Genomic DNA, 16,083 nt, shown 5'->3' with positions numbered 1-16,083 from the left:
CGTAATGAATTTAATACGTTTTGCACTCCGCAAACCCATTTCCATTTTAGTACTGGTTGCGGGTCTATTTTTCTTCGGAATTGGTGCCATCAAAGACATTAAGGTAGATATTTTACCAAAAATGAATTTGCCGGTTATCTATATCGCACACCCATTTGGAGGTTATACGCCAGACCAAATGGAAGCTTATTTTGCCAAAAACTACGTTAACGTTTTGCCTTTCTCGAACGGTATCAAATCGGTAGAAACTAAAAATATTCAAGGGTTAATGATTATGAAATTAACCTACTATGAAGGAACCAACATGGCTCAGGCAGCTGCCGAGTTAAGTGCGCTTTCAAACAGAATCCAAGCGGTTTTCCCTCCAGGAACACAACCGCCGTTTATCATTCGTTTTGACGCTTCTTCACTCCCAATCGGACAATTGGTTTTGAGCAGTAAAATAAGATCTAACAACGAATTACAGGATTTAGCCAACGTTTATGTTCGTGCTTCCTTTACTTCTATTCCAGGTTTATTATCTCCCGCTCCTTTTGGGGGAAGCCCAAGAACGATAGAGGTTAACGTAGATCCAGACTTATTGCGTTCGCACAATATGACACCAGATCAGATTGTAGAAGCCATTCGTTTAAACAATCAAACGGCTCCTTCAGGAAACGTTAGAATGGGCGATAAAAACTTTATTACACCAACGAACAACACTATTAAAGAAGTTAAAGATTTTGAACAGATTCCGTTATTCAAAGGCGGTGTTCAAAACCTAAAACTGGGCGATGTTGCTTCTGTAAAAGACGGTGCCGATATTACTGCAGGTTATGCTTTAGTAAACGGAAAACGTTCGGTTTACATTAGTATTGCAAAAGCAGGAGACGCTTCGACTTGGGATGTGGTTCAGAAATTAAAATCAGAATTGCCTAAAATTCAGAGTACACTTCCTGAAGATGTAAAATTATCTTATGAATTTGACCAGTCAGTTTATGTAATCAACTCGGTAAAAAGTTTGATTACAGAAGGTATCATTGGTGCGGTTTTAACTGGATTGATGGTATTGTTATTCTTAGGTGACCGCCGTGCAGCATTGATAGTAATTATGACGATTCCGATTTCGATTATTTCTGGGGTTTTATTCCTGAAATTATTCGGACAAACGATCAACTTAATGTCATTATCAGGACTGGCTCTTGCGATTGGTATTTTGGTGGACGAAAGTACTGTAACCATCGAAAATATTCACCAGCATCTCGACATGGGAAAACCAAAAGCACTCGCTATTTGGGATGCCTGTAAAGAAATTGCTTTACCTAAATTATTGATCTTACTTTGTATTCTAGCTGTATTTGCGCCAGCATTTACAATGGTTGGTATTCCCGGAGCATTGTTCTTGCCATTGGCTTTAGCAATTGGTTTCTCAATGGTGATTTCGTTCTTATTATCTCAAACTTTTGTTCCTGTAATGGCCAACTGGATGATGAAAGGACACGACAAACATGCACATACTCCTGAAATTACTGACGACGAAGCAGAATTTAATGCTTGCGGATTAACGCCTGAATCGGAACAAAATTTAATTGGTCAGAAAAAGGATCTTGTTGAAAGAGAAGATTTCAATAATGATGGAAAAGTAAGTGGTTTCGAAAGATTCAGAAATCGTTTCATGCGACTTTTAGATCGTTTGTTTGTTCATAAAAAAGCAACAACTGTTATTTATCTAACAGGTTCGATAATTCTAGCTGTTTTGTTTATTAGTTTTATCGGAAAAGATGTTTTCCCGAGAACCAATTCAAGTCAGTTTCAATTGAGAATGCGCGCCGTTGACGGAACACGTTTGGAAAGAACAGAAGAACAAGCAAGAATTGTTTTGAAAGAATTGGAAAAAATGGTTGGAAAAGAGCATATCGGAATTTCTTCTGTTTATGTCGGCCAACACCCTTCTCTATTCTCGATCAACCCAATTTACTTGTTCATGGCAGGTTCTCACGAAGCGGTTTTCCAAGTGAGCTTAAAAGACTATGAAGCAGACATGGATGACTTTAAAGATGAATTTAGAGCAAGACTTAAAAAAGTGCTTCCAGATACTAAGCTTTCTTTCGAGCCAATCGAATTAACCGATAAAGTGTTGAGCCAAGGTTCTCCTACTCCAATCGAGATTCGAATTGCCGGAAAAGACAAAAAGAAAAACGAATTGTATGCGACTCAAATTGTTGACAAACTAAAAGCGATTTCGTATTTCAGAGACGTACAAATTGGTCAGCCAATTCATTATCCAGCAATGAATATTGATATTGACAGAACGCGTGCTGCCGAATTAGGAGTTGATATGAATGATATTTCTCGTTCACTGGTTGCTTCTACCTCATCTTCTCGTTATACAGAAAAAAATAACTGGGTCGATGAAAAAGCAGGATTATCGTATTCTGTTCAGGTACAAGTGCCTTTAAACAAAATGAAAAGTAAAACCGATATTGGAGAAATTCCTGTACTGAAAAATTCACTTCGTCCTGTTTTAAGTGACGTTGCCAAAATTACACCAGGCTTTGTAAGCGGTGAAAACGATAACTTAGGGGCCATGCCATACATTACCGTTACAGCAAACATCTATAAAACCGATTTGGGGACGGCTACTAAAGATGTAAGCAAAACGATTAGCTCTCTTGGCGAACTGCCACGTGGTTTGTTCATAACGCCAATTGGACTAAGTACTGTATTGACAGAAACATTAAGCAGTTTACAAACGGGGTTATTGGTTGCCGTATTTGTAATCTTCTTAATGTTGGCTGCTAATTTCCAATCTTTTAAAGTTTCGCTGGTCATCTTAACAACGGTTCCAGCCGTAGTTTTAGGATCTTTATTAATGCTAACGCTTACAGGTTCAACGCTAAACTTGCAATCGTATATGGGAATCATCATGTCGGTTGGGGTTTCTATTGCCAACGCCGTACTTTTGGTGACCAATGCCGAACAGTTGCGTAAGATAAACGGTAATGCCTTAGAATCGGCTCGTGAGGCCGCGGCGTTACGTCTTCGTCCAATTATCATGACTTCGGTTGCGATGATTATGGGTATGTTGCCAATGGCAATCGGACACGGCGAAGGAGGCGATCAGGTTTCTCCGTTAGGAAGAGCGGTTATCGGTGGACTATTATTTTCTACTTTTGCCGTACTCTTAATCTTGCCGCAAATATTTGCATGGGCACAAGAAAAAACAACGACACAATCGGTTTCTTTAGATCCTGAAGACGAAGAAAGCATCCATTATATCTCATCGATCAATAAGTCGAAAGTTGGAAAGTCGTAAGTCGAAAGTCATAACTCGTTGAGTGTAATTATTTTTTTAACACATAGAAACATAGATTTTAGTATTAAAAAAAAAGGTAAAAGAAAAAACTAGTTTTCACACATAGTCCCGATAGCTATCGGGATGAATTGAAACAAGTGAAACGCCTTTATTCGTAAAGAAGAGCTATGATTCTATGTGTTAAAATAATTAATCCAAAAGCTTAAAACATATTCATTATATAAAACCAAAAAATGAAAAATAATATAAAATCAATCGCATTATTATTTACAGCACTAGTTGTATTAAGCAGCTGCGAAAAGAAAAAAGAAGAAACTGCGAAAGCAGAAATCGAACCTAAGGTTGAAACTTTCCTTTTATCGAAAGAAAAACTAACGACAGAATTACGCTTGCCAGCTGAATTAACAGGTTTCCAACAAGTTGATTTGTATGCAAAAGTGAGCAGTTTCGTAAAAACTTTAAAAGTTGATATTGGAACTAAAGTAAAAAAAGGACAGCTTTTAATTGTTTTAGAAGCACCAGAAATCAGTTCTCAATTGGCTGCTGCCGAATCTAGATTGAAATCTATGGAAGCGATTTACGCAACCAGTAAAAGTACCTACAATCGTTTGTACGAAACCAGCAAAGTAGAAGGAACGATTTCTAAAAACGATTTAGAAATGGCAAGCGGAAAAAAGAATTCTGATTACGCTCAATTACAAGCTGCAATTGCGGCCCATAAAGAAGTAGCGATAATAAGAGGATATTTAGAAATCCGTGCTCCTTTTGATGGTGTTGTTGCCGCTAGAAATGTCAATTTAGGAACATTTGTTGGCCCTGCAGGAAAAGGTTCAGATTTGCCTTTATTAACGATTCAGGAACAATCTAAATTACGTTTGGCGGTTTCTGTTCCAGAATTGTACACCGGATATTTGCATGAAGGAGACGAAATGAGTTTTAATGTAAAATCGTTACCTGATACTTTCACCGCTAAAATTACCAGAATGTCTGGCGCTTTAGATTTGAAACTACGTTCTGAAAGAGTCGAAATGGACGTGCACAACACCAAAGGAAATTTATTGCCAGGAATGGTTGCCGAAGTTATTTTACCGCTTAACGCGAAAGACAGCACCTATGTAGTTCCGAAATCGGCGGTGGTGAATTCTGCGGAAGGTTTGTATGTGGTAAAAGTAGTAAACCACAAAGCAACAAGAGTTGACATTAAAAAAGGAAGAGAAATCGAAGATAAAATCGAAATTTTCGGTGACTTAAACCCACAAGATAAACTGGTAAAAATTGCCAGCGAAGAAACTAAAGAAGGCGATGTCATAAACGAATAATACCGATTATGTATTCAATACAGTCTAATAAAAATTAGACTGTTTTCATACTATATCGGCATTAATAACCTGCGTTTAGTCTTCTTTTTAGTAGATTACCAATTACTGTACGCATTCTTCGGAGTGCAAATCTAAAATTTGCCTTAGGACAGTTCCCTCTGATTTGTGGGGAGCTGTCCTTTTTTAATTAAAATTGAATGTTTTGAATTATAAAGCTAGCTCTACTTCTGGCTCTTCATTCCATTCTTTACCAAGCAAAATTCTTCCATTTGCCTTTTTGCTTCTTTTAACTCCATCTTCTCCCCATGTACCCCATTGTTTAAAAAAGAAAGCTACCCCCTGTTCATCACATTGTCTTTGAATATCAATTGCCCATTCAGGTTTCATTGGCCTAGCTTTATGTCCACTTTCACCACCAACAATAACCCAATGAATATTTTTTAAATTTAATTTACCTACACTTCCAATCAAAGGTTCAATAGATAAAAATCTAATTTCAGCATCAATATTTCTTAGAATATCTATTCTATTTTTGCACTTTGCATTTTCAACTGTTACTCCTAACCAAACATTTTTAGGTACTTTTCTTGTTTTGAAATAATCCTCTAGAATATACTCTCTTTTCGTTAGTATTTGATATTGATGTTTTGGAGTAACTTCTATTGTTTCAAAAACTTTATCTAGGAAATCGTAAGGCATTTTTTCATGAAATAAATCACTCATTGAATTCACAAAGAACTTTGTAGGCTTCTTTGTTTTTTTTGGAAGCTCTAATCGATCTGGCATTAAAGTAAACTCAAACCCATTTTCGTATCCAGGAGCTCCCATTGCTTGAAGTCTTTTTGCCATAACTTCAGCATAACAGTTTTTACAACCTGATGTAATTTTATTACATCCTGTTGAAGGGTTCCAAGTGGCATCAGTCCATTCTATTTTAGAATATTTCACTTTAAATTTATTTTGATATCATTTATAGTTGCTAAGTTATGTATTTTTTCAGTCTTAGTTTTAACGCTTGTTATTTTATTCTCCTTTTCAAGTTTTTTTAAAACTTCATTACAGTGCTTAGGCAAACAACCAAAATCTAATGTCCTTAAGTAAATTCTATACAATGAAGTTTCTTTAGTGTTTAATATCAAATCTCTTAACATCAATTCTAAAAGTCCTAACTTTTTTATCGTATTCTCTTCTTCAAAGACTGACAATTGTCCATCAATAATTTTTTCTTCATCAATATTATAGTTTGCATCACCAGTGTGTGGATTAATTTTCCAACCTACTTTTAAAAATTTTTCCAATCCTAAAGTATGGTTTGATCCAAAAATAAGTCCATATATATTTATACCTTTTTTTATGGAAAATGGTGCTAACATATAATTTGTGTCAACTAAAGATTTATAATATTCAAAAACAACTTTATGCGAATGAAATGGTTTTGAATCTTCAAAATTTTCTTTTGTGATAGTCAAATAAGATTTAAACTCCGGAAGTTCATTAAATCTTCTGACAAATGAAGACGATATAAAAAAAATAAAATCAGTTCTTTTGAAACTTATTAATTTTTTAAAAATATCATTTGTAATTTCTTTAATTCCAAACTGATCTAAAATCATTAATTTAGGTAGATTATTATGAATAATCATCTTGGGATACAGTTCAAGAAATAAGTCCTGAAATGGTTTGTTATATAGATGAACAAAGATCTTATCTTTATTGTATCCAAAATCATCTATATGTTTTGACAAGATTGAAAATGTTTTTTCATCTTTTTCATTATATATTATGTTGATTTTTACCTTAGTTTTAGAGATTAATTCTTCATATTCATTTAAAACATCTAAAATTATTAATGGGCTACCTATTGTACCATTTACATCTTTTCCCTCCCCAGAAAAAAAATCATATATAAAAATATTCTCCCAATGAGTAGTTTCATATGAAGAAATAAAGACTGGTAACCATTCAACTAAATAATTTCTAAAAATTTCTAGTTTTGCTTTTGTTCCATCATCAAAAGGTTTTCTAAAATGATTTTTTGCCATAAAAAGTTATTTGATTTTCCATTCTATTATAAGCTATATCACAATTAATTCTATTCTTTTTTGGTTGTTTGAAAAATAGTAAAATTACTACAATAATATAAAATTGAAATAGATATTAATATACAAATGAGCATTATTTTTAACAAAATTAACTATTTAGTCTAAGTCTAATTACGGTTTTCCGCAATCACTAAATTAATAAAGTTATAATGAGGCTTTATAACCTATTTCAAAAATGACAAAACCCCAACTTTAAAAATCGAGGTTTTTCCATTTTATAAACCTTACTCCTCACTCAAATAAGGATTCAAAATCTCCGCCAATTCATTGACCCAATAATAATTGTCTTCAAAATTTGTTAGTCCAATTTGGAGGGTTTCGTGCTGTCGCATTACGCCGAGCGCTAAAATGCAGTTTACTTGTCTTAAGATTTTAGCCATATCTTCTGGATCGATAATATGGTTAAAAAAATCAATTAGCCTTGTTTCGACTTCTTTGGAAAGGGTGTTTTTATCTTCCATTTTTTTAGAGAATTTAAAGCCTATTTTTGATCAGATATCTTGCTAAGAAAGCTAATACCAAATCATAAAGGCAAATTTTACTTTATTTTAAATGTGAAGATTTAAGAGCTTCAAATATAGGAAAAATCTTTAATTTATAGTCTTTTTGCTACAAATACTTTATGTTCTTTAACAAATATACTAAAACTATATTTTGGTGAGCATTTATTACATTTTTGTCATTTCATAGACAATCTTGTCATCCTGACGAAGGAAGGATCTTCGTAAGTAGCTCCGTACAGAATGTCGCCAATCTTTGTAGAGTTTCTTAGGGAGATCCCTCCTTCGTCGGGATGACAAACTAGGTGTGTAAATCTCAGTTTTTACGTTTTTATTTTAAAACATAGCCTCTGGTTTCAACCAGAGGAACGCAAAGTATATTAAACATTTCGTCATTTTCAACGTAAGGTTTATTTCATTAATCTTAATTAAATTAAGTCCCAGAGGGACGAAATATTTATAGAAAAAAACATCCCATTCCAAAAGAGCCCCAGCGGGGTGAAATAGTGTCTACAATGTGTCGCTCCGCTGGAGCTTTTGGTGGGGCGCGTTTTGTGGATCTATAAATATTTCATTCCTCTGGAATTTTTAATTGTTGAATCTTTTGGTGATATGTATCGTTCCTATGGAACTAATTCTTGACATCGATCATATCCTTCAACGGATTAAAATCCGTTGCTACATTATTTTTTTTCATTCCTAACGGAATTTTTAAAGAGCCATTGGCTCGGTTTATTTTGTAATCTGGGATTTTAATCCCGGGTCTAAGAATCCCGAAAAAAAAATCCATAAATCGAATCATTTCCTTCAACGGATTAAAATCCGTTGCTACAATATTTTTCATTCCTAACGGAATTTTTAAGGAGCCATTGGCTCGGTTTATTTTGTAATCTGGGATTTTAATCCCGGGTCTAAGAATCCCGAAAAAAAGATCCATAGGATCGAATTATTTAATCTGCAATAATTCAAAAGACATAAGAAAAACCTTCAATTACTTACCTGAACTTATATGGTTCAAAAATAAATGCTATTTTTGTTACTCTTTCAAAAGCGTCTTGTGATTAAAAACACCCCATTTTAATCAAAAATCAATAATACTTTACCATTTATGAATGTTTTACTCATTGAAGATGATAAACGCATTAGCGAATTTATTATAAAAGGTTTAGAAGAAAACAACTTTACCGTGCATCTTGCCGAAACGGGCGAAATGGCACGCGACCTTGTTCAGGAAAACACTTGGGATATTATCCTTATGGATATTATGCTTCCGGGAATTGACGGAATTCAGCTGACGAAATTAATGCGTTTTAAAAAGATTCATACTCCAATTTTAATGCTAAGCGCTTTGAGTAATACCGATGATAAAGTTACTGCACTAGATTCTGGCGCCGATGATTATCTCGTAAAGCCTTTTCATTTTAAAGAACTCATTTCGAGAGTCAATGCGCTTACGCGAAGAACGAAATTCAATTACAACGAACCCGAAACTTTATACACCTGCGGAACTTTAACCATCAATCCAGACGAACATAAAGTCACCGAAAATAACGAACTGATCGATCTTTCGCCAAGAGAATACAAACTGCTTTTGTATTTATTAGAAAACCGAAATAAAGTGATGTCACGAACTCAGATTCTAACTGCGGTTTGGGGAATTAATTACGACAATAACACCAATGTTGTCGATGTGTATATTTCGTATTTAAGAAACAAAATCGAACGCAATCATAAGTTCATTCACACCATAAAAGGAATCGGTTACATGCTAAAAGAATAATTATGAAAATCCGTAATCGCTTTACTTTAATTTCTTCTTTGACATTCAGCGTCGTGTTTGTCATTGCTTCGCTGATCACGTATTTTTCTTTCTACAGCTATTCGGAAAAAATCGTGTATAACGAATTGCAGAAAACCTGTTTGTTGACGGGTATTTTCTATTTAGAAAAAGACGAACTTCCAGAAAATCAGCATTTAATTATTGGACAGCAATTCCGAGAAAATTCACTTGAAATCGTAACACGCGTTTACAATAAAGAAAACCAAATTGTATACGGCGATAAAACTTCAGATAACAATATCAATGCTTCAAAACTAGATTACATTAGAAAAAACAGAAAACTAAGTTTCAAGTCCAAACATCATTTTTATTTCGGTAGTTATTACCATGACAATCAGGGAGATTTTGTGGTTTTCGTTAAAAAAAATGACACCGATTTCAAGACCATGACCGATCGATTATTAATCATCATGATTTTGGTTTTAATTTCGGGATTGGTCAGTATTTATTTGGTTAGCCGAGTGCTTTCTAATTTGGCTTACAGTCCGATTAAAAATATTATCAATCAGGTAAATGAGATTCAGGCTTCGTCACTAGACAAACAAATTGTTTCTCCTAATACCAAAGACGATGTTCAGGAATTAATTGAAACGTACAACAATCTGCTGAAACGTCTTTCGGATACTTTTATCATTCAGAAAAACTTCATCAATTATGTTTCGCATGAGTTTAAAACGCCTTTGACGGCTATTTCTGGAAATCTCGAAGTCTTTGCCCAAAAAGACAGAACTAGTGCCGAATACAAAGAAATGTCTCAGAAAGTGTTAGAAAACGTCTATCAAATTGAAGACACGATGAATACTTTGATGATGCTTTCGGGTCTTCGCGAGAATATGGAACTCAACGAAATTTTCAGAGTCGACGAATTGGTTTGGGACATCAACGATCAATTGTCTGCGAGTTATCATTTAAAAGGTCAGATTCAAATTGCCTTAGAAGTTGGCAACGACAAACTGCTTTCGATACAAGGAAATTCAAACGAAATCAAAATCGCTTTATTCAATATCATCGAAAATGCCGTTAAATATTCAGATGGAAATCCGATAAAAATCAGTTTATTAGAACAAAATGAGCAATTAAAAATTGTCGTTGAAGATCAGGGAAAAGGCATTAGCGAAGACGATCTTCAATTTATCAAACAAACCTTTTACAGAGGTAAGAATGTGAGTGATATAAAAGGAAGTGGCATCGGTTTGACTTTGGCCAATGTGATCTTCAAACAAAATAATATTGAGTTTACCATTACGTCCAAAAAAGGCGTTGGAACCACCGTAACACTGGTTTTTCCGAAACTCTAATCGTTTTCTAATCCAACTCTTACTCGTTTCTAACAGACATCAAATTACGGTTTAATATCCCGCAAATAGCTTTGCACTTTATTAAATCTACTTAATTTGAAACGTTTATTTATAACCTTGTTTTTAATTGTATCGCTTAAAAGTGTGGCGCAAATTGCCATTACAGATACAATTACTCTTTCTAGAAATCAGGCCGAGGCTTTATTTCTGGAAAAAAATATTTCTATAATTTCCGAAAAACTGAATATCGACATTGCCGATGCACAGGTGATTCAGGCAAAATTATGGCCGAATCCAACATTGACTATTGGAGAGATCAACCTTTGGAATAATGCAACGGCTCAGCAATTGCCTCCTTTATGGGGAAATTTTGGTACAACTTCTCAGGTTACTGCCGAATTAGAGCAATTGATTCAAACCGCAGGAAAGCGTAAAAAGCTGATTGCGATGGAAAAGGTAAGTGCCGAAATCGCTAAAGAATACTTCAAAACTTTTCTACGCAATTTAAAAATCGAATTCAGGGAAAACCTTACCGATTTGCAATACAATCAAGCGCAAGAAGCGGTTTACCAGAAACAGCTTTCTTCAATGCAGACTTTATTGAAAGCCTACAAAAATCAGGTTTCACAAGGAAATGTCGGCAAAGGCGAATATGTTCGATTAAAAGCTTCTGAACTTCAGTTTTTAAAAGAAATCAACGATCTGCAAAAAGAGAATAACGCTTTACAAAAAGAACTGAAAGTTTTAATGAATCTTCCTGCCACAAGTTTTATCAAATTGACCGATGAAGGTTTTGTTCCAGCAAATAAAAATATCGAAGACATCAATCTGGCTAATCTTATGGAATCGGCAATTGAGAATCGTCCCGATATGAAAGTCCTGAAACTTGGAAACGAATACAACGACAATAAATACAAATACGAAAGAGCCATGCGTACACCAGACGTTACACTTGGCATTAGTTACGACCGTGGAGCGAGTTTAATGAATGATTTTGTTGGAGTTGGATTCTCGCTTGATCTTCCTTTTTTCAATCGAAACCAAGGAAATGTAAAAGCTGCTAAAATTGCGATTGACCAAGGTAAACTCTTAACAGAAGAAAAAACTTTAAGCGTACAATCTGAAGTTTTAAATGCGTATCAGGATTACATCACTACTAAAAAATTATACGAAAGCGCCGATGCCAGTTTTGAAAGCGATTTGGATAAACTTCTGGAAAGCTATCGTAAAAATTTCATGCAAAGAAATACCAGCCTGTTAGAATATCTGGATTTTGTCGATGCGTATTTAGACAACAAATCGATATTGCTAAATTCTAAAAAAGACTTGAATAAAAACTTGGAAGAACTGCGCTACATCACAGGACAGGAAATCAATTAACACATCACCTACTCAAAATATAAAATAGAATGAAGAAACTTATTGTAATCCCAATGCTTGGGTTAATGCTCGTTTACGGATGTGGCAAGAAAGAAGAAGTTAAAAAAGCGCAGGATGAAAAATTCTGCATTGATAAAGAATTAAAAGAAAAAATTACGATCGAACCAGCACAGAAACGTGCCGTAAGCGAATCGATTAATCTTACTGGAAATATTACTTACAACGGCGATCACGTAGTTCAGTTTAACAGCCTTGTTGAAGGTATTATTACCAAAACTACTTTCTCCTTGGGCGATTATGTGAAAAAAGGGCAAGTTCTGGCAGAAATTAAAAGTACAGAATTAAACAGCATGCAATCTGAAAGCAGATCATTACAGTCGCAGATTACGGTGGCGCAACGTCAGTTACAAGCGACAAAATCAATGTTTGAAGATGGAATTTCTTCTCAAAAAGATTTGTTGCAGGCACAAAGCGAATTGGACGTTTTAAAATCTTCTTTAGAAAATGTGAGAGCCAATCTGGCGATGTTTAGCGCGAGCAGTGATCGATCTGTTTTTCAAATTAAAGCGCCAACTGAAGGTTATATTGTGGACAAAAACATCAGCACAGGAACTCAGATTACCAGCGAAAGCGATCCGTTATTCACGATTTCTGATTTAAAAGAAATTTGGGTTTTGGTTAATGTTTATACGAGTAACCTAAAAAACATCAGCGAAAATATGGCGGTTGATGTTACAACTCCAGCTTATCCGGGAGAAATCTTTAAAGGAAAAATCAATATGATGGCAAAAGTTTTTGATGCCGACGAACATGTTTTGAAAGCACGAATTGTAATGGACAACCGAAACCTGAAATTAAAACCAGGAATGACAGCCGACATTACAATCGATAAAAGTGTGGGTGGTGAAGAATTGGTTTCTGTTCCTGCAAAAGCAGCCATTTTTGACAACAACCGCGATTATATCTTAATCTACAAAGACGATTGTACCATTGAAACCCGAGAAATAAGCCCGAAACTGAAAAACAACAGCTGGCTTTATTTTGACAAAGGTGTTAACGAAGGCGAAAAGGTGATTACCAAAAACCAATTGCTGATTCACGAAAGATTAAAAAACTAAGATCCCTAAAAACGGATAAAAAATACAAGACATGAAAAAATTTGTACAAGGTCTGGTGGCTTTCTCCTTGAAAAACTCACTCATCGTGTTTTTCCTGACTGCCGTTTTATTGGTGGCCGGAATCGTGAGTTACATTCATACACCCATAGAAGCATTTCCCGACGTAACCAATACCAGAGCCAGAATTATTACGCAATGGCCTGGACGAAGTGCCGAAGAAGTAGAGAAATTCATCACACTTCCTATTTCGAAACAAATGAATACGATTCCTAAAAAGGCAGAAGTTCGTTCGATTTCCCTTTTCGGATTATCGGTAGTTACGGTTTTATTTGATGACGGAGTCGAAGATTTTTACGCACAGCAATACGCCTCAAACCGATTAAACGGACTTGATCTTCCAGAGGGTGCCGATGTCGAAATCGATCCGCCGTCTGGAGCAACGGGCGAAATCTTTAGATATGTCATTAAAAGTGATCTGCCTATTAAAGAAGTTCAGGCGATTCAGGATTGGGTTATCGAAAGAGAATTGGTTGCCGTTCCCGGAGTTGCCGATGTGGTAAGTTTTGGTGGAGAAGAAAAAATGTTTGAAATCAAAATTAACCCTACGGAACTTGAAAATTACAATTTATCTGCATTAGATGTTTACGAAGCTGTTTCAAAAAGCAATATCAATGTGGGTGGAGATGTCATTCAGCGCGGCGATCAGGCTTATGTGGTACGCGGAGTTGGATTAGTAAATAAAGTCGAAGATATTGGAAATATTTTAATTGAAACCAAAGGGGGCGCACCAGTTCTAGTAAAACACGTAGCTGAAGTTTCGATTTCGGCAAAGCCAAGATTAGGACAAGTTGGATTAGATGGCGACGATGATGTTGTAGAAGGAATCGTAATTATGCTTCGTGGTGAAAATCCGGGCGAAGTAATTGGAAGATTAAAAGAACGTTTGGCAGAACTAAACGAAAGAGTTTTGCCGGATAATGTCAAAATCGTTCCGTTTATCGATCGTACCGAATTGGTGAATACAACTGTAAAAACGGTAACCAAAAACTTAATTGAAGGCGTTTTACTAGTTTCTTTGATCGTGTTTATTTTCCTTTACAATTGGCGTACTTCGTTGATTGTGGCGTCTGTGATTCCGCTTTCATTTTTGTTTGCTATTGTAATGTTACGAATTCAGGGACTTCCTGCGAACTTGATTTCTATGGGAGCACTCGATTTCGGATTACTGCTCGAAGGAACATTGGTTATCGTAGAAAATGTGTTTGTTTCTCTCGAAAAGAAAGCGCATAAAGTCGGGATGGAACGCTTTAACAACATGAGCAAAATGGGATTAATCAAAAAAAGCGTAGGAAGTGTGGCAACCTATATTTTCTTCGCCCTGATTATTTTGATTGTCGCTTTAATGCCAATTTTCTCATTCACGAAAGTAGAAGGAAAAATGTTCTCTCCCCTAGCCTTTACTCTAGGTTACGCTTTATTAGGTTCGCTGATTTTATCGCTTACTTACGTGCCTGCCATGTGTAAAGTGATGCTGACGAAAAACATTGTAGAGAAAGAGAATAGGATTTCGCGTTTCTTTAGAACTAATTTATACAAACTTTTTCAATGGAGTACAAAACATCGTAAAACGACACTTTATGCTTTCTTAGCTTTATTAGCAATTTGTTGTGTGCGATTTGCATTTTACGGATCAGAGTTTATTCCGAAGCTGAATGAAGGGGCAATTTATGTGAGGGCAACGCTTCCTAATAGTATTAATTTGGATGAATCGGTTCGTTTGACTAAAGAAATGAAAGCCAAAATCAGGAAGTTTGAAGAGGTTAAATTTGTGCTTTCGCAAACGGGAAGACCAAACGACGGAACCGACCCAACGGGATTTTTTAATATCGAATTCCATATTGAACTAAAACATAAAGACGAATGGAAACACGATATCAGCAAAGAAGAACTGATTGCCGAAATCAAAAAAGTACTCGATGTATATCCAGGAGTTGCGTTTGGTTTTAGTCAGCCCATTCAGGATAATGTAGAAGAATATGTAGCAGGAGTAAAAAGTCCGCTAGCGATAAAGATTTTCGGAAGTGATCTTTTCCAGATGGAAGAAATGGCCGCAAAAGTCGCTAATTCGATTAAAGATGTTAAAGGAATTGAAGACATCAACGTTTATAAAAACATTGGATTGCCAGAATTGAGAATTCAGCTGAATGACGAAAAAATGGCACGTTACGCCGTAACTACTGCCGATGCGCAAGCTGTGATTAGAATGACAATTGGCGGACAAGCTGCAACTAAATTTTATGATGACGAAAAGATATTTGACATTACCCTGCGTTTTGAAAAAGAATATCGTGATTCTAAAGAGAAAATCGAAGGCATTCTGATTCCAACAATGAATGGTAAAAAAGTGCCTTTAAAAGAAATTGCAACCGTAGAATACAAAACAGGTCCAACGTTTATTTATCGTGAAGGAAACAGCCGTTACATTGCTGTAGGATTTAGTATTGAAGGCCGAGATCTTGGAAGTACGATCGAAGAAGCACAGAAAAAAGTAGCTGCAGAAGTTAAACTTCCCAAAGAAAATGTCATGAAATGGGCAGGAGAATTTGAAAGCAAAGAAAGAGCTTCGAAACAATTGGCGATGATTGTACCTGTCGTTCTAGTACTGATTTTATGTCTGCTGTATTTCAACTTTGGTAATTTCAAAGATACACTGGTAGCCATAAGTGCCATGCCGTACGCTTTTATTGGTGGTTTTATATCACTTTGGGTAACAGGAACAGTTTTCGGAATCTCGGCAGGAATTGGATTCATCATTCTCTTTGGTGTCAGCGCAATTGACAGTATTGTCCTCATCGGAATGATTCGCGAAAACATGCGTGCGGGAATGCATTTAAAAGACGCCATTTCATACGGAATTCACAGCCGAATTCGTCCAATTGTCATGATTGCTTTAATGGGCTCATTAGGATTATTACCTGCTGCTTTATCAACAGGAATGGGTTCTGAAGTTCAAAAACCCTTAGCCATCATGATCGTAGGCGGATTAATAACCTGTATGATTCTTTCGTTAACGGTTTTACCACAAGTTTTCTATCTGGTTTACCGCAAAAAAGATACGAGTCCCGATTCGTAGTTTGTAATTGTAATTATTTATTCTGAAAGCACCTTTGAACTCTTATGGTTTGGAGGTGTTTTTTTATGAAAAAATGATCACATATTTACTCATTTTTG

11 protein-coding genes are annotated in these 16,083 nt (G+C 35.5%); 7 read left to right on the top strand and 4 right to left on the bottom strand.

Going from position 1 to position 16,083, the window contains the following annotated elements:
* Positions 1-4: 4 nt before the first annotated feature.
* Together J7574_RS19390 and J7574_RS19385 are read left to right on the top strand one after the other, a co-directional pair.
* A complete protein-coding gene (locus J7574_RS19390; RefSeq protein WP_290972549.1) occupies positions 5-3,295 on the top strand; it encodes an efflux RND transporter permease subunit in 3,291 nt (1,096 codons plus the stop codon).
* A gap of 233 nt (positions 3,296-3,528) precedes the next feature.
* Positions 3,529-4,614 carry an efflux RND transporter periplasmic adaptor subunit gene (locus J7574_RS19385; protein WP_290972547.1) on the top strand — a complete coding sequence of 362 codons (1,086 nt, stop codon included), beginning with the start codon at positions 3,529-3,531 and terminating at the stop codon, positions 4,612-4,614.
* A gap of 207 nt (positions 4,615-4,821) precedes the next feature.
* Here the strand turns inward: J7574_RS19385 and J7574_RS19380 are convergent, their stop codons facing one another.
* From J7574_RS19380 to J7574_RS19365, 4 genes are all read right to left on the bottom strand, one after another.
* Positions 4,822-5,562, bottom strand: a complete 741-nt coding sequence (locus tag J7574_RS19380; RefSeq protein ID WP_290972546.1) for a DUF5131 family protein — start codon at positions 5,560-5,562, stop codon at positions 4,822-4,824.
* A complete protein-coding gene (tcmP, locus tag J7574_RS19375) occupies positions 5,559-6,656 on the bottom strand; it encodes a three-Cys-motif partner protein TcmP (RefSeq protein ID WP_290972544.1) in 1,098 nt (365 codons plus the stop codon). The genes J7574_RS19380 and tcmP overlap by 4 nt, the downstream gene beginning before the upstream one ends.
* A gap of 284 nt (positions 6,657-6,940) precedes the next feature.
* On the bottom strand, positions 6,941-7,177 hold the full coding sequence (locus tag J7574_RS19370; protein ID WP_290972542.1) for a hypothetical protein: 237 nt from the start codon (positions 7,175-7,177) through the stop codon (positions 6,941-6,943).
* Positions 7,178-7,847: 670 nt separating this feature from the next.
* Positions 7,848-8,153: a hypothetical protein gene (locus J7574_RS19365; protein WP_290972540.1), complete on the bottom strand. Its 306-nt coding sequence runs from the start codon at positions 8,151-8,153 to the stop codon at positions 7,848-7,850.
* Between the two features lie 171 nt (positions 8,154-8,324).
* Between J7574_RS19365 and J7574_RS19360 the strand changes: the two genes are divergently transcribed.
* The 5 genes from J7574_RS19360 to J7574_RS19340 all read left to right on the top strand — a co-directional run bounded on the left by J7574_RS19360 (position 8,325) and on the right by J7574_RS19340 (position 15,985).
* Positions 8,325-8,996, top strand: coding sequence for a response regulator transcription factor (locus J7574_RS19360; protein ID WP_290972538.1), 672 nt, complete (start codon positions 8,325-8,327; stop codon positions 8,994-8,996).
* Positions 8,997-8,998: 2 nt separating this feature from the next.
* Positions 8,999-10,354: a HAMP domain-containing sensor histidine kinase gene (locus tag J7574_RS19355; RefSeq protein WP_290972536.1), complete on the top strand. Its 1,356-nt coding sequence runs from the start codon at positions 8,999-9,001 to the stop codon at positions 10,352-10,354.
* Between the two features lie 96 nt (positions 10,355-10,450).
* Positions 10,451-11,734 carry a TolC family protein gene (locus J7574_RS19350; protein WP_290972534.1) on the top strand — a complete coding sequence of 428 codons (1,284 nt, stop codon included), beginning with the start codon at positions 10,451-10,453 and terminating at the stop codon, positions 11,732-11,734.
* 29 nt (positions 11,735-11,763) lie between these two features.
* On the top strand, positions 11,764-12,852 hold the full coding sequence (locus J7574_RS19345; RefSeq protein WP_290972532.1) for an efflux RND transporter periplasmic adaptor subunit: 1,089 nt from the start codon (positions 11,764-11,766) through the stop codon (positions 12,850-12,852).
* A gap of 31 nt (positions 12,853-12,883) precedes the next feature.
* Positions 12,884-15,985: a CusA/CzcA family heavy metal efflux RND transporter gene (locus J7574_RS19340; protein WP_290972530.1), complete on the top strand. Its 3,102-nt coding sequence runs from the start codon at positions 12,884-12,886 to the stop codon at positions 15,983-15,985.
* Positions 15,986-16,083 lie beyond the last annotated feature (98 nt).

This window comes from Flavobacterium sp. (assembly GCF_017744675.1).
Taxonomy (GTDB): domain Bacteria; phylum Bacteroidota; class Bacteroidia; order Flavobacteriales; family Flavobacteriaceae; genus Flavobacterium.
This window is presented reverse-complemented; position numbering and strand designations above follow the sequence as displayed.

Bases quoted from the DNA above. Each gene is read 5' to 3' on its own strand.
- J7574_RS19385 (WP_290972547.1), top strand. From the start codon at position 3,529: ATGAAAAATAATATAAAATCAATCGCATTATTATTTACAGCACTAGTT.
- tcmP (WP_290972544.1), bottom strand. From the start codon at position 6,656: ATGGCAAAAAATCATTTTAGAAAACCTTTTGATGATGGAACAAAAGCA.
- J7574_RS19390 (WP_290972549.1), top strand. From the start codon at position 5: ATGAATTTAATACGTTTTGCACTCCGCAAACCCATTTCCATTTTAGTA.
- J7574_RS19370 (WP_290972542.1), bottom strand. From the start codon at position 7,177: ATGGAAGATAAAAACACCCTTTCCAAAGAAGTCGAAACAAGGCTAATT.
- J7574_RS19360 (WP_290972538.1), top strand. From the start codon at position 8,325: ATGAATGTTTTACTCATTGAAGATGATAAACGCATTAGCGAATTTATT.
- J7574_RS19365 (WP_290972540.1), bottom strand. From the start codon at position 8,153: ATGGATCTTTTTTTCGGGATTCTTAGACCCGGGATTAAAATCCCAGAT.
- J7574_RS19355 (WP_290972536.1), top strand. From the start codon at position 8,999: ATGAAAATCCGTAATCGCTTTACTTTAATTTCTTCTTTGACATTCAGC.
- J7574_RS19340 (WP_290972530.1), top strand. From the start codon at position 12,884: ATGAAAAAATTTGTACAAGGTCTGGTGGCTTTCTCCTTGAAAAACTCA.
- J7574_RS19345 (WP_290972532.1), top strand. From the start codon at position 11,764: ATGAAGAAACTTATTGTAATCCCAATGCTTGGGTTAATGCTCGTTTAC.